Raw genomic sequence first — 15,112 nt, forward strand, 5'->3', positions numbered from 1 at the left:
ATTTAAAATTTTGAAAACTCTTATTTAAATTGCTTTAAGACTTTTAAGAAATTCTCTATTAAACAAGATTAGATTTTTCTGGATTACCTTTAAGAGATTATATCACAATTTAAAATGAGAACTCTATACTATTCAAAAGTTTTTTAAGATTAGTTTGACATATTCATTTTATTGAAATGAAATAATAGAGATTGAGCTTTCTTTTAAACACATTTTATTTGTTGTATTTATATTAGGTTGTAATGTCTATATGGGTTATTTTTTTGAAAAATTGACAATACCTAACATATGTAAAAATAAGCTTTTTCTCTAAAATACCAACGTGCAAAATTCAAAGTCTCATTAAAATCATAAGAAGTATTTATTCAGTGAGTTGAAAAAATTGATACAATCTATGTCATAGGTTTATCATTTATATTTTAAAAATTATAATCGACTGAAATGTAGTTTTGTTATTTTTGAGTAAGATTTTTTATAGGGTGCAGAATGAAGTGATAAAATCGATATAAGTTACAAAATTTAATTAAAAGAGATTTAAATAATGTGTATATGTATTGAATTTTCTCATGGATTAAGCTTTTTTTATTTAAGATATGAATGATATTAAAAAATATGGATGCAACCAATAGTGTTGATGAATTTTTTAACAAAATAAGTATATAGATATCTTAAAATAGCTGGATGAGGTGATTTTAAATGGTAGAATTAAAGGCACATACGGCTCTTTTAAGCTATCGAATGATTGGTTTTTGCTTATGTCCTGTTATTCCTTTTTATTTGTTCTTTCGTGCTATTCGTGGAAAAGAAGAGTGGTGTCGCAAAAAAGAGCGTTTAGGTAAAAGTTCTCATATACGCCCCCAAGGTTCGTTAGTTTGGTTGCATGCAGCAAGTGTTGGAGAAACACTTGCACTTGTTCCACTTATAAATTATATTTTATCATTGGAAATCAATGTATTAATGACAACTGGGACGGTGACATCTTCTACTCTTGTGAAAAAATATTTTGGTAATAGGTTGATTCATCAATATGCTCCTTTGGATTTAGATTTTGCAGTGCGCCGTTTTATTCGTCATTGGAAGCCTGATCTCGTCTTAATTTGTGAATCAGAAATTTGGCCTCTTCGTATTAAAGAACTTGCAAAAATGCGTATTCCGCAGATTTTGGTTAATGCCCATATGTCTGAACGTTCTTTTAAAGCTTGGCAAAAACGACGTGTTCTTGCCAAACATATTTTTAAGGATATTGATTTGGCGATTGGTCAAAATGAAAGAGATGTAGCTTATTACCATACACTTGGCGTAAAATCTGTTACGTTTTCTGGTAATCTCAAGGCTGATGTTTTTCTGGTTGAAAATCAAGAATTGCTTGCACGTTATCGTAATGCTATCGGCAATCGCCCAGTTTGGGCAGCTGTTTCAACGCATGAAGGGGAAGAGGAGATTGCTTTTGAGGTCCATAAAATTGTTAAAAATTATTTGCCAGATTTATTAACAATTATTGTGCCTCGTCATCCAGAACGTTCAGAAGATCTTATCAGAAAATGCGATAATAAGGGGTTAAGTTTTATTCGTAGGAGTAGAGATGCTGTTCCAAACATGAATACCGATATTTTATGGGGAGATACCATTGGAGAAATGGGACTTTTTCTTCGCTTATCGAAAGTTTCTTTCGTTGGTAAATCGTTATGTGGAAATGGTGGACACAATCCATTGGAATTGGCTTTGCTTGGTTCCGCTATTTTGACAGGGCCTCATGTTTCAAATTTTCAAGAGATGTTCAAACAATTTCTAACGCGTGATGCAGCATATATGGTTCAAGATACAAAACAGCTTGCTATTCAGGTGTATAAGCTTTTAACAAATGAAACATTGCGGCAAGAAATGGTTGATAAGGCTCATGAAGTGGCAACAGGTATGGCAGGTGCATTTGAGCGCACATTAAAGATTTTAGATCCATTTTTACAACCCCTTGTAATACAAACAGGTTTACGTCAGCGTCAGGGTAGATATGCATATTAGCGCCCCTCGTTTTTGGTGGAAAAATAAAAGCTTTTTGCGTTTTGTGTTAGCTCCAGTTTCATGGGGGTATGGTTATTTTTCAAGTCGTTTTATGACAAGACAGCCTCCCGTGATTGATCTGCCAGTTTTGTGTATTGGAAATTTTACATGTGGTGGTGCGGGTAAAACGCCGGTTGTTATTGCTTTTACAAAAGTGGCTAAAGAACTTGGTTTCGTACCTGGTATTATATCTCGTGGTTATGGTGGATCAGTTAAAGGGGTACATCTTGTAAATGAAAAATATGACAATGCACGCGATGTTGGAGATGAGGCACTTTTACTTGCACGGCATGCTTTTGTAGCTGTATCACCTAATCGTTATGCAGCGGCACAACGGCTTAAACAAGAGGGATGTAATCTTATTTTAATGGATGACGGATTTCAAAGTCGCCGTCTTTATATGGATTATGCGTTACTCGTTGTTGATGCGATGCGCGGTTTTGGTAATGGAGCTGTCTTTCCAGCAGGACCTTTGCGCGTACCATTAAAAACGCAGTTTTCTTTTATGGATAGTGTTTTATTGATTGGTCACTCCGATGCGCCTGATAATGTCGCTTTTTTTGTTTCGCGTACTGGAAAGCCTTTATATCGTGCTCATCTTAAAGCCAGTGCCTCTGATGAGGTTTCAGGAAAATCATTTTTGGCATTTGCTGGTATTGGCAATCCAGATAAATTTTTTAAATCTATTAAAGAATTGTCTGGTCATGTGGTGCAAACTTACATATATCCAGACCACTATTTTTTCACAGATAAAAATTTAAAAAGCCTTATACAAAAGGCTAAAATGCACAATTTATGGCTCGCAACAACAGCTAAAGATTATACCCGTATACAGACAATTCACATGCAAAAGGATTTGAAAAATCTTATTATCTTTGATGTGAATGTCGATTTTGTTCAAAAAGACTTCTGTCGTATGGTCCTTGAAGAGGTCATAACCCGCTTTAGAAAACGTTCCCTTGAATTTTCTTGTCTAAAAGGCAAAGGCTAAATTTATAGCTTTTGAGGGGTTATTTTTCTTTTGTTTTTAACAATTGCTTGAGATATGGGTTGCACTCAAGTTCGCGCTGATAGGAGATTTCACAACTAGCATATGCTTCTTGGCGGTGATGATTCCAATATTTTAAATCATCTATAGGGATTTTTTGCCCGCTAACAGCACAAATGGTATAGGTACCATATTCTATAATGTCATATCCGTTATTAGAATAATAAATTTTTGCTTCGCGTTCACCATTGGGAAACATTACAACTCCTTTTTACTTGATACAAGAGATTCAAGAAAAGTGCCATAAAATATATTATAAAGTCGAGAGTTAATTTTAAAATATTTTTCTTGTAAAAATGAAGAAGGGCTTATTTTCTGCCAAAAAGCCGTTCTATATCTGCTAATTTGAGTTCAATATAAGTAGGGCGTCCATGATTACATGTACTTGTATTAGGTATTGCCTCCATTTGTCGTAATAGTGTGTTCATTTCTTCGGGGCGTAAAAGGCGCCCTGACCGTATTGAGCCGTGACAGGCCATCGTTGCTGCAACATAATCAAGCATTGCTTTTAAATTATTTGTTGTATCATACTCAGCAGCCTCATCTGCGAGATCTTTAATAAGGGCTTGGACATTGATCTCTCCTAACATGGAAGGTGTTTCACGCACAACAATTGCTCCTGGTCCAAATGGTTCTATTCCTAATCCAAATTTTTGCAAAGCATCTTTATGCGTTAAAAGGCATGTTGCATCCTCTTCAGAGAGTTCTACAATTTCAGGAATAAGTAATAACTGTGAAGGAAGTGGTTTGGAATAAAGTGCGTTTTTGAGTGCTTCATAAACCAATCGTTCGTGAGCTGCATGCTGATCGACAATGATCAAACTATCTTGTGTTTGGGCGATAATATAGTTTTTATGGATTTGTGCTCTGGCCGCTCCTAATGGATAAGATAACTCTTCTGATGAAGATGTCGTGCTTGGAATGTATGCATCCCCACTTGGTGTATTTAAGCCCTCCATAATAGGAGCGGCATCTTCTTTTAAATCAAAAGAGTGAGTACTATCCAATGGTTTTTGGACCATTGAAGCACTGGTAAAATGATGAGGTTGTGAACTGTAAGAAGAGAACTGGTGCGTGTTCTTAAAACTGCCTAATGGTTGTTGTGCTAATGATTGTTGTGTTTGAAATGCAGCAAGCATTGCTTCAGAACGGGTTGAAGTAGGACGAATACCAGATTGCTGCAATGCTTCACGAATAGCTCCAACAATCAAACCACGAATTAATCCTGGATCACGGAATCGTACATCAGCTTTGGCTGGGTGAACATTAACATCTACCTCAGCAGGTGGGAGGTCAATAAAAAGAATAGCGACAGGATAACGATCTCGTGTCATGACATCAGCATAAGCGCCTCGGATAGCGCCCCATAGAAATTTATCACGCACGGGACGTCCATTAACATAAGCAAATTGATGAAGGCTGTTATTTCGGTTGAAAGATGGCAAACAGGCAAAACCTGTTAAGCGCACCGCTTCGCGTTCAGCATTCAGCGCAATGCTATTAGGGGCGAATTCTTTTCCCATAATCTGCGTAATACGTTGTAATTGTCCTTGAATATTATTTTCTGTAGCAGACAATTCCATAGATGTTCTGTCTAGTCCTGAAAGAGAAAAGCGGATATGTGGAAATGCGATAGCAATTCGCTTAATCATATCGCTAATAGCATTTGTTTCAGCCCGATCAGTTTTCATAAATTTTAATCGTGCTGGCGTGACAAAGAAAAGATCACGAACTTCAACAATTGTTCCAAGATTCGCAGCAGCTGGTTTGGGTCCTACAATTTTTCCTGCAGTAACGGAAATTTCAGCAGCGCTCTCAGCATCTTTTGTTCGTGAAATGAGTTTAAGTTTAGCAACAGAACCAATAGAGGGGAGGGCTTCTCCTCTAAATCCAAGGAAGCAGATATTGTGTACGTCATCGGTAATCTTTGAGGTACAATGGCGAGAAACTGCTAAAGTTAATTGATCTGCAGGAATTCCATAACCATTATCACTCACCTTTATAAAATTTTTTCCACCATTTGCTGTAATAATTTCAATGCGCGTTGCACCAGCATCAATAGCGTTTTCAACAAGTTCTTTGACAACATTTGCTGGTCGTTCAATAACTTCACCGGCGGCGATTTGATTAATAATATTTTCGCTAAGATGGCGTATAATCATAATAAATTCTAACAGGAATCTTAAGGGTTCTATAGAAAATTATGATAACATCATTTGCGAGACATTCAAGAATAAGAGAGCATGAGAGGTATTATTTTTACAATACCTCCTATTTTATTTTATGTTAACAAGTCGGTTGGAAAAAACATAAAAATAGTTTTTATCACTTTAAAATAGCTTGCACCAGTTTATCATCTAGGTCAAAAAAGAAACAATGTAAAAAGGGAAGGCAATATATATGGCGCGTATAAGCGGTATTTTAGCAGATAGTGATATACAAGCTTTGATTGAGAATAACTTTCTCAAGGCTCAGTATCCATTTGATAGATCTCAAATACAACCAGCAAGTCTTGATCTTCGTTTAGGGGAGAAAGCTTATCGTATACGTGCTTCTTTTATGCCGGGACCTGATACAAAAGTTTTGGATAAGCTTGAACGGTTAAAGTTGCATGAGTTTGATTTACGAGACGGAGCCGTTTTGGAAACGGGGTGTGTTTATATTGTTCCTCTTTTAGAAAGTTTAGCTTTACCAGAATTCTTATCTGCTGTTGCCAATCCCAAAAGTTCTACAGGACGATTAGATATTTTTACACGTGTCATTACGGATAATGCTCAGGAGTTTGATAAAATTTGTGCTGGTTATCATGGTCCACTTTATTTGGAAATTAGTCCACGCACATTTCCAATTTTGGTGCATACAGGCTCACATTTATCACAGCTTCGGTTTAGAAAAGGGCAAAGTTATTTAAATGAAATAGAGTTGCACACTTTGCAAAGGCAAGAAACACTGATATCGGATGATTTTCCTAATATTAGTGTTGGTGGTATTGGTCTTTCCATTAATTTAAAGGGAGACAAAAACGGGCTTATAGGTTATCGTGGTAAACATCATACAAGTGTTATTGATATTGATAAACGTGCCGTTGCCCACGTTTTAGATTTTTGGGAACCTCTTTTTGATCGTGGTCAAAGGGAGTTGGTTCTTGATCCTGATGAATTTTACATTTTAGTTTCACGAGAGTCTGTTCATGTGCCTCCGCTTTATGCCGCAGAAATGACACCTTTTGATCCTTTAGTTGGCGAGTTTAGGGTGCATTATGCAGGCTTTTTTGATCCAGGATTTGGGCATAAGGAGGCGGGTGGAAAAGGAGCAAGAGCGGTTTTAGAAGTGCGGAGCCATGAAGTTCCTTTTATCTTAGAGCATGGTCAAATTATTGGCCGTTTGGTCTATGAGCATATGCTTAATCGACCATCAACCCTTTATGGACATGATGTTGGATCACATTATCAAGCACAGGGTTTAAAGTTGTCCAAGCATTTTAAATGAGTTGGGAACCACGAATTTTGATAACATGTATGCAGAAAGCGTATTTTAGATAAAAGAAAATTTTGTGCTTCGCAAAACTGGCGTCATGCATTCTATTTTTAATTTCCAAGGTTATCTCATCTCTTGCATTTGAGAGGGTATGAGAGGCATTTTTACTTCTTTTTTCAAGAGGTTCTATCTATACGAACTCCATTTATGATGTGCAAAAGAATAGTTTTGATTATTTCATCGTGACAAAATTTACAATGAAAGAATTTTACTATATTCAATATGTTATTCATATTTATTATTATAATAAATCAATAGGTTAATAAAATTCAACATAACAGTAGCTACTCACTTTTCAAAGTAAATATGCGAGATTGGATGCTGCAATTGACTCAATTTTTCTAGAGTGTAATAACCAGTATATTTTATTCCGCATAAAAATTATCCTTAAGAGTTAATAAATAAGTTTTCACTCCAGTTTAGTAACAATTATTTTCAATAAACATTATTCTAATTTTAGTAACTCATTTATAGCCTCAAGATATAATATTGCTAGAAAATTATTCAATTAAATATGAAGGTTTCTATTGGTATGAACATTAAAAGTTTTTATGCTTTATATGAATTAGGCACTATATATTTTTATAAACTTTCATGAATAAGTAACAGATCTCAGTTTTGAATATTGATATAAGAAGATTTCTGCATGTATGCGACAGCTTTATTTCCAGTATTAATAAAGGATTTTTTCATCTTTTGGAGGAGATTATGATTTATACTTAATGACACTCTATATTCTTAATAACTGATAATGTAAGGATCTTTGGAGGGAGAAGCGACTTTAAATTATGACTAATTAAGCTACGGAGCAATCGCTTTCGAAGAGGGATTGCTTTAAAGAGAGTATAACATTTTAATTGCACATGAAGAATATATGAGTAGATACGTTATTAATGATACTTCATACTGTGAGATTTTAAATTTGGATAAGAGCAATAAAGACGTTGTTTTTATCAATTAGTTTTTTTAGAAAGTTGCAGTCTCTGTTGCTTCTATCTATTCAATAGAGTGCTTTGGGAGAATAGCGAATAGGTAGGTACATGGATTCGCTTTTATGCGTTTTAGGATGTTTTCTCTTTTCATTTAGGAACAATGGTGCCATCAATGATTATTTCTTCAACACTTGATTATCGTAAGGCAGCAAAGCGTCGTCTTCCTCCCTTTCTTTTTCACTATATTGATGGTGGGGCTTATGCTGAAGAAACGATGCGACGTAATTGTACAGATCTTCAAGCACTTGCATTGCGTCAAAGGATTCTAAGGCAAGTTGGTGAAGTTGATCTTTCAATCAAGCTTTTTGATCAGACACTTGATTTACCGATTGTACTTGCGCCTGTTGGGCTAACGGGCATGTATGCACGTCGTGGAGAGGTAAAAGCAGCGCGTGCCGCAGCGGCAAAAGGGATTCCTTTTACTCTATCCTCTGTTTCAGTTTGTCCTATTGCGGAAGTGCAAGAAGCGGTTGGAGGTGCATTTTGGTTTCAACTTTATGTTCTCAAAGATCGCGGTTTCATGCGTGATGCACTAGAACGGGCTTGGTTGGCTGGTGTACGCACGTTGGTTTTTACAGTTGATATGCCAATTCCTGGTGCACGTTATCGTGATGCGCATTCAGGAATGTCTGGTCCTTATGCTGGTTTACGTCGTTTTTTACAAGCTTTGACTCATCCATATTGGGCTTGGAAGGTTGGTGTTATGGGGCGCCCTCATGATCTTGGAAATGTCTCTGCTTATCTCAAAAAGAAAATTGCATTGGATGATTACGTTGGTTGGCTTGGTGCAAATTTTGATCCATCAATTGGTTGGCATGATTTACAATGGATTCGCGATTTTTGGAAAGGAAAAATGATTTTGAAAGGTATTCTTGATCCAGAAGATGCACGAGAAGCAGTAAAATTTGGTGCGGATGGTATTGTTGTTTCTAATCACGGCGGACGTCAGCTTGATGGTGTATTATCAACAACACGAGCGTTGCCTGCAATTGCGGATGCTGTAAAGGATTATTTGACTATTTTAGTGGACTCAGGTGTTCGTTCTGGTCTTGATGTTGTACGCATGATAGCACAAGGTGCGGATGCTGTTATGATTGGCCGTGCTTTTGTTTATGCGCTTGCAGCAGCAGGTAAGAAAGGTGTTATGCATCTCCTTGATCTTTTTGCCAATGAAATGCGGGTAGCTATGACACTGACTGGTACTCAGACAATCAAAGATATTACACGCAAGAGTTTAGTAAATATAGATGTTTTTAAGCAATGAAAGCAATATGTTATACTTCTTTCAGAAAAAGAAAGTCTTTTTATAGAGGAGCATAATTATATATTTTAAAAATATGTTGACAGTTAAAGTTAAATAGAAAAGATCAATAAGCTCCTCTATAAAATCACAGAAAATACTCAGTAACTACAATAATATTAAGTATTAATAATAATAAACACGAAAAAAAACAATAATAACATTGCATACATATTTTATTTACTTTATTAAAAGCTCATTCTACGGATAAAAAGGAACAAGCGCTGATATTAAAGGTAAAACAACTGTTGATATAGAAAAAATAGATATAAATAATGCTGTGAGCATTTTTCCCTCCTATATATAAAAAACATTAAAATATAATATGTTAATTACTTCTTTTCCATATTGGCATAAAACGTAAATTTATAAAATCCATTTAGTTTTATTTTAATATAAATAATATTAGTTATAGTATATAAATAAAATTATTAAAAATGTCAATATGTATTTATTTTAATCTATAATTATAATAAAAAATGTATCTAATAAATAATATTTCTATAATCTATATATTATTTATATTAAGTTCATTGGATAATATATTATATGGATGTGATATTGTTTTTATGGAGTACATTTTTAAGCAATGAAAAAAAATATCCGTACTATCTTTAAAAAAGCTCGTTTACTGAGAGCAAAACTGCGTGAATTAATGTGCTTTTCTTTCTTGTTTTCTCAATGATTTATGATGTTTTTGAACTGGCGAGCATATTAGGAAGCAGTTGAATATTTTTTGTATAGTATGTCATTTCTAACACTATTTATGCGTTCTCGATTGATTTTATAACTTGTTAAAATATCCAGTTCATTTTTATTGCAGATGGGGATGGTGGGGGGCCTAATGATACAAATTGGCATAGAATGTTTTGTTCCATAAGCGATTTAACAATTGCATCTCCAAGCTTCTCCTTTGATACTATGCTCTTCATAGACAACAACAGATTGGTGAGATTGGCATAACTCTAGCACTGATCTATTATCTCAAAGTTGAATTGTTGGCACACTTGTAAGCGTTGGGATAACTTCATGTTTTTTGAATCTCTTTAGCAACATCAAGACAAATCTGAACAGTTTCTTCAGTAGCAAGTAAGAGAACATCTTTTCCTTTTTTAAACAGAGGTTTTGCTGATATCAATTTTTGAAGCATTTTTATGAATATTCATAACAGCACGCTTTCCTAAACCTATATAAATAGGTACAAGATTACTCAGAGTAGAAAGAATTACAGTTTCCATTTGATCGAATTTCTACTCGTAAGTAATTGGATAATATTTACTTTATCGCTGAATAAAAAAGAAAAGTTTTTCTCTCTTTAAATAGAGGATGGATTGTCATCTAGCCAATAGGGATAGTTTGCGAGAAATTTGTTCGATGCAAAACGACTTAACATTGCAGTTACTTTTTATCATTTGAAGCTGTGAAAAGAAGGCTAAGATAGATGAAAGAATGTAAAAAATGATGGATACATTTTAAGATAAAAAATTATAATTTTGTTAATTCCACACAAGTTGCTACGGATATTGGTGACAAAAGAAATTCGATCAAAAAATATCAAAATTATTTGAGTACATTCCTCATGGCATGTAGACTAAACCTTTTTGTTGGTATGGGTGAGATTTTCTTTGAGCAGAAATTGATTCTATCCCCTGAAATCAGCAATAATCTCTCAGGTTATGTCGTAAACTTTTTAGGGATGTTACAACGCCACTATCGTCCTTTTATGAAAATGTTAGCATTTCAGATGAGCAGTTGTGAGGAATTTCAACGTTTAATACAGCAAGATCCAGAAACTCTCACGGATTTAGAACGGGCTTCAAGATTTTTATATTTACAGCGATTAAGTTTTAGAGGGAATGTAAATCGTACGATGAGAGTAGAAAACCATCGTAGCACGCGGGGGGCTTAAGCCCTTCCAATTTGAATGCGTGCTAAAACTTATTTTCCACTGTTTAGCAGGTGTTAGCATTGAACATTTAGACTGGTCTGATTTTATTGTGCGTTATGATCGCCTAAAAATCTTGTTTTATCTTTCACCACTTTAATTGTGGTTTTGAAGGTTATTAAAGAAAGGATTTTTATAAGCGGGAGGATTATCAGCCGATGTCTAAGCTGCTTGCATAATAAGAGGGAGTTTTTTGTCTTTAAACAATATGCTAGAAATTCAAAAAACTTTAGTTAACTTTATAAAAGAGGTTACACCATCTTATACAGATTGCTCTGCAAATAACACAATTGCTGGTAAGGAATGGGGCATCACCAATTTTGATTTCTAAAAAAGAAACAATACGTATTAAATAGTCTTTAACTTTGCAGACTTTTTGAGAATCCTTTCAGAATCTTTTGAAAAAAGTGAACTGGTAGAAGATATTTCTATCAAAATATAGCAACTTTTCTAACAAGTTAGGAATAAATCTAAAAATATATATTAAATATAAAAACAGTACGATATGTAGGCAATCTGGGCTTTAGAAACAAGAATCAAAGCGTATAAAGATGCATAGAGGTAAGATTGAGACATATCATTTTTATGATTCAATAAAAAATAAAAATTAAAGAAAAAATTTTATATCAAAAATTTAAGGTGGTTTAAAAGGTGGACGGGCAATGCATGGAAGGATGAGCGAGAAGGTGAATTAGGGGAGAGCGATTTATAGATTATCAGTATCTTTGTAAAAGTATCTTCTCAAGATAAATATTGTGATGAAATAAGATTGTAGTTGAATGTTCGAAAAGATAATACGCACTCTTAATTTTTCCGTTATACACATCACAATAAAAGCCGTGAAAGGCACGGTCTTATTACAAACTTTCTCTAAAAGCAGTACATGAGTTTGCAAGATATTACCGTAATATTTTAAAAGAAGGATTTTATTTCAGGAAAAAATTATCTTAAAATAGTAAAGCAATATTTTTCAAGAAATTGCTAGGCGACTTTTGAAAGTAAAAAAGCTAAGTTAAAAAATAAAAGCAAAAATGGTTGTTGGTTTTCTCGACTGGAGTTGCATGTCATTTCCCACATAGGGAATTTACCTATAGAAAAATTAAAAGCCAAGATCATTCACAATGTTTTCCCGCCACTTTAGCATGAAAAAGCAGATACAGTGCGAAAGTATTTGCCTTATCGTCAACACCATTATTATAATTAGGAAGTTGAAGCAACGTCATTTACAAATCACATAAAAGCCTTACCATTATTCATTATATAGCTCCGTAGATTTCTTTTCTTCAAGCATGCCAGCCCCTAGATGTTATTTTTGTTGAAAACAGAGCCTTTGTGTATGATCAGTTCTTTGAACGACGATAGTAGTGCAATCCATAAAATCTTTTCTCATCTTCTTTTGATAGGATAACAAAGATGCCCTTAGAATACATCAATAGACTCAATCATTTTACACAAACATAATCTGTTGAATCCTTTAGTTTCAATTCAGACACCTCAGTCACTCTAATTAAATCTAATTGACCACCAGAGTGTTTTAATCCTTTAAGTGCTTTTACTTTTAATCTGAATGTATCCACCTCTTTCAAATCTTTTCATTGATTGATGTTTCAGAGGAATTATATTTTTATCACTTTATTTTCCGTTTATCTCTCCAACCACATAAACGTTCACCTTGTTCGTTATGTTTTAAAATATCTCTCGCCAAATTTGGACTAATGACATTGATATCTTGTCGATTCAAATAAATTGGCAGCCATCCAATACAAGAAGTTCGTTCATTCGTCGCGCAACCAGCTAGAAAGCTTAGTGCGCACATCAGCATCACTTTTCTTATTAATTTCATTTTCTACCTCAAGCCGTGTTGTCGCTATCTTGAAATCTTCTTTTGTTTGCTTTTGCTTCTCAACTTTTTTCCCAAGAAAAAAGGCTTTGACTAAAGCTATAAGAAAAGCTGCTATGAGCGCTGACGTCATTGTCAGATATTTTTTTATCCATAAAATCATAGACGGTGTTCCTGAAAACGTTTAGCAATGTATATCATAGCCGTACAAGCGGCTAAAACCATAATGCCTGCTAGAACCCATTGAACAGGACCATTTCCTGCAAAAAGACCTCCAAGCCCTGAAAAAGAACCTATGATTGGTGCAAGAGCTTCTACTTTGCAAATACCTGTTACGCCTTCTGGTTCTACTACATGATAATTGGGGGCAACATGAGCTCCTTTTGCCCACAATCCTGCTTCGGTTGCTCGGCGATTGACAAGACCTTGGATACGTTTTCCTCCCACTCTTGTCCATTTTTGCAATTCGGTTGGTATCGCTTCATATTCACCTTTATTAAGCTTTTTTAAAAGTGTAGAACTACGAAATGCTGTGATTCCTACATTATAGCAAAATGATACTAATGCCGCGAATTGTTCATCGTTTAAAGGAACGGTAACGGCTTTTTCAACAACAGCTTCATACTCCCTCAAGTCCTGACAAAGGATTTTTTCAGCTTCTTTTTCCGTAATTTGCATATCTTTGTGAACGCTTGGGGCACCAGCAGCACTTGTATGTCCATAACCAATTGTCCAGACACCACCAGAATCTTCATAAGCTGATAAACGCAAGCCTTCCAATTGCTTAATCAATACAAGCCCTTCTTTTGATATTTTTCGCATTATTTTTACCTATAAAAAACTACACAAAGCAGGATATGAATTAAAAACTTACATCTACTCATTTTTAAGAACAGAACAGCGAAAGGGCATAATAAATTCAAAACATCCATAGTGGATTATTTTAAGATCCATATCATTTTTTTTGAATAAAGGTTATGCTAAATACTATTCATTTTGCAGCAATTGATCTCCATCTAAAGACAATAACTTTATAATAATTCCATTTATAATCAGATAGATTTCACTCATAAATTCTTACATTTGATCCAGAATGATTTAGAAGAACTTTACTTGAAAAAACTTCAATAATTCCGATGACAAAAAGCATTTTTAACAAAAAATAAGAGACATAATAATTAATGAAATAATTAGGTGTTAATTTTTAAGTAATTTCAAAAGTCATAAATTGCACCACAGAATTTTTTTATAAAAACAAAAAAACATTATAATTTAATATTATATATCTAAAAATTATCTTAGAATCAATAAGACATATACATAACGTGTTATACATATTTAATAAAAAAATCTATAGTTAATTTAATTATTCTTTGTTTTTTTTCCTAATTGCTTAATTTCATTAAAAAATACCTTTATGAAGGATTTTAAATAAACTGTTATATAAAAAACATAATGAATGTTTCTCCTCTCTTACAGTCTGTTTCCAACTGAAACAATATATTAGTGGAGCATATTCAATATATAGACCAATGATATTTGATAGTTTTTTAAAGAATATTGTACTGTAATAAATTTGAACAATTAGTTCGGTTTCATATATTTTCTTTTTCATATGAAGCATTTAGTGGGGCGTTCGGGTCCAATGGTATCATCTTTGTCTGGTGTTGTATTGGCTACGTTTCCAGCAGCCTCTTAAACAAATCAATCAAGCTATTGAAATCTTTTTAGAGGCAATAGCACAAGAGACACAAAAGATTTTGACAAAAAGCTGCTTGACAATATAGGAAGCTCTCTCCTCCTAGCATCCCAGTCCATTCACATAACATAAAAAATAAAAAGGCAATGAGATGATATTTGATGATGGCAATAGATATGTAACAATACGTGAGTGTGCACAGCTTTTTAGTATATCCACAACAACGATTCGCAATTGGATGCTTCAAAGGGGGCCGGAGCCATATAAGCTAGGGTGAGCAGTGAGGTGGAGAAAGAAAGAGATTTTAGCATTTACTCCAGAGAAAAATACGGAGCAAATAACAATAGATTAGATAAAATTGCATAAACCCTAGAAGGTGGTCTTCAAACAGATAATTAATTAAAAAAAATATATATTTCAATATGTTTAAGAAATAAAATGGTGCCGCATGCCGGCAAGCAGGGGCTTAGCAACAAGATTCAAAGTATATAAAGATGTGTAAGGGCGTATTGATGTCTATAGCTTTTTATGATTCAATAAAAAAAGTAAGTATTAAAGAAAAAATCTCAAATCAGAAATTAAAGGTGGTCTAAAAGGTGGACCCAAAAAGGTGGACCCAAAAAAGGTGGACGAGCAATGCTTGAAAAGGTGGACGAGAGGGGACGTTAAGTGAGGGCGATTCATCGGTTATCA

Annotated in this window: 10 protein-coding genes and 2 pseudogenes; 7 read left to right on the forward strand and 5 right to left on the reverse strand. The window is 34.3% G+C overall.

Annotated features, from left to right (window positions below; translation table 11 throughout):
* The first annotated feature begins 696 nt into the window (after positions 1-696).
* A complete protein-coding gene (gene waaA, locus ACFINX_RS07305) occupies positions 697-2,019 on the forward strand; it encodes a lipid IV(A) 3-deoxy-D-manno-octulosonic acid transferase (protein WP_375638580.1) in 1,323 nt (440 codons plus the stop codon).
* Entirely contained in the window at positions 2,009-3,049 is a 1,041-nt protein-coding gene (gene lpxK, locus ACFINX_RS07310) for a tetraacyldisaccharide 4'-kinase (RefSeq protein WP_375668557.1), read from the forward strand. The genes waaA and lpxK overlap by 11 nt, the downstream gene beginning before the upstream one ends.
* A gap of 19 nt (positions 3,050-3,068) precedes the next feature.
* Here lpxK and ACFINX_RS07315 read toward each other — a convergent pair whose 3' ends face one another.
* Positions 3,069-3,305: a DUF2093 domain-containing protein gene (locus tag ACFINX_RS07315; RefSeq protein WP_375612380.1), complete on the reverse strand. Its 237-nt coding sequence runs from the start codon at positions 3,303-3,305 to the stop codon at positions 3,069-3,071.
* 109 nt (positions 3,306-3,414) lie between these two features.
* Positions 3,415-5,268 carry a DNA mismatch repair endonuclease MutL gene (mutL, locus tag ACFINX_RS07320; protein WP_375613514.1) on the reverse strand — a complete coding sequence of 618 codons (1,854 nt, stop codon included), beginning with the start codon at positions 5,266-5,268 and terminating at the stop codon, positions 3,415-3,417.
* Between the two features lie 238 nt (positions 5,269-5,506).
* On the opposite strand from mutL, the gene ACFINX_RS07325 reads away from it, so the two are divergent.
* Both ACFINX_RS07325 and lldD read left to right on the forward strand, forming a co-directional pair.
* Positions 5,507-6,595, forward strand: a complete 1,089-nt coding sequence (locus tag ACFINX_RS07325) for a 2'-deoxycytidine 5'-triphosphate deaminase (protein WP_375613513.1) — start codon at positions 5,507-5,509, stop codon at positions 6,593-6,595.
* Between the two features lie 1,152 nt (positions 6,596-7,747).
* Positions 7,748-8,899 carry an FMN-dependent L-lactate dehydrogenase LldD gene (lldD, locus tag ACFINX_RS07330; RefSeq protein WP_375613512.1) on the forward strand — a complete coding sequence of 384 codons (1,152 nt, stop codon included), beginning with the start codon at positions 7,748-7,750 and terminating at the stop codon, positions 8,897-8,899.
* A 1,063-nt stretch (positions 8,900-9,962) separates the two neighbouring features.
* Here lldD and ACFINX_RS07335 read toward each other — a convergent pair.
* Complete coding sequence (locus ACFINX_RS07335; RefSeq protein WP_375668558.1) at positions 9,963-10,085, reverse strand: hypothetical protein; 123 nt, start codon at positions 10,083-10,085, stop codon at positions 9,963-9,965.
* Between the two features lie 459 nt (positions 10,086-10,544).
* On the opposite strand from ACFINX_RS07335, the gene ACFINX_RS07340 reads away from it, so the two are divergent.
* Entirely contained in the window at positions 10,545-10,844 is a 300-nt protein-coding gene (locus ACFINX_RS07340; protein WP_375668559.1) for a hypothetical protein, read from the forward strand.
* Between the two features lie 740 nt (positions 10,845-11,584).
* Positions 11,585-12,018 (forward strand): annotated as a pseudogene (locus ACFINX_RS07345) (integrase); the annotation flags it as partial.
* Positions 12,019-12,655: 637 nt separating this feature from the next.
* Here the strand turns inward: ACFINX_RS07345 and ACFINX_RS07350 are convergent.
* Positions 12,656-12,883: a hypothetical protein gene (locus ACFINX_RS07350; protein ID WP_375618608.1), complete on the reverse strand. Its 228-nt coding sequence runs from the start codon at positions 12,881-12,883 to the stop codon at positions 12,656-12,658.
* A complete protein-coding gene (locus ACFINX_RS07355) occupies positions 12,880-13,542 on the reverse strand; it encodes a lysozyme (protein ID WP_375612387.1) in 663 nt (220 codons plus the stop codon). The genes ACFINX_RS07350 and ACFINX_RS07355 overlap by 4 nt, the downstream gene beginning before the upstream one ends.
* A 1,028-nt stretch (positions 13,543-14,570) precedes the next feature.
* Between ACFINX_RS07355 and ACFINX_RS07360 the strand changes: the two are divergent.
* Positions 14,571-14,771 (forward strand): annotated as a pseudogene (locus ACFINX_RS07360) (helix-turn-helix transcriptional regulator).
* The last annotated feature ends 341 nt before the right edge of the window (positions 14,772-15,112 follow it).

The organism is Bartonella sp. AP36NXGY (genome assembly GCF_042195865.1).
Taxonomy (GTDB): domain Bacteria; phylum Pseudomonadota; class Alphaproteobacteria; order Rhizobiales; family Rhizobiaceae; genus Bartonella.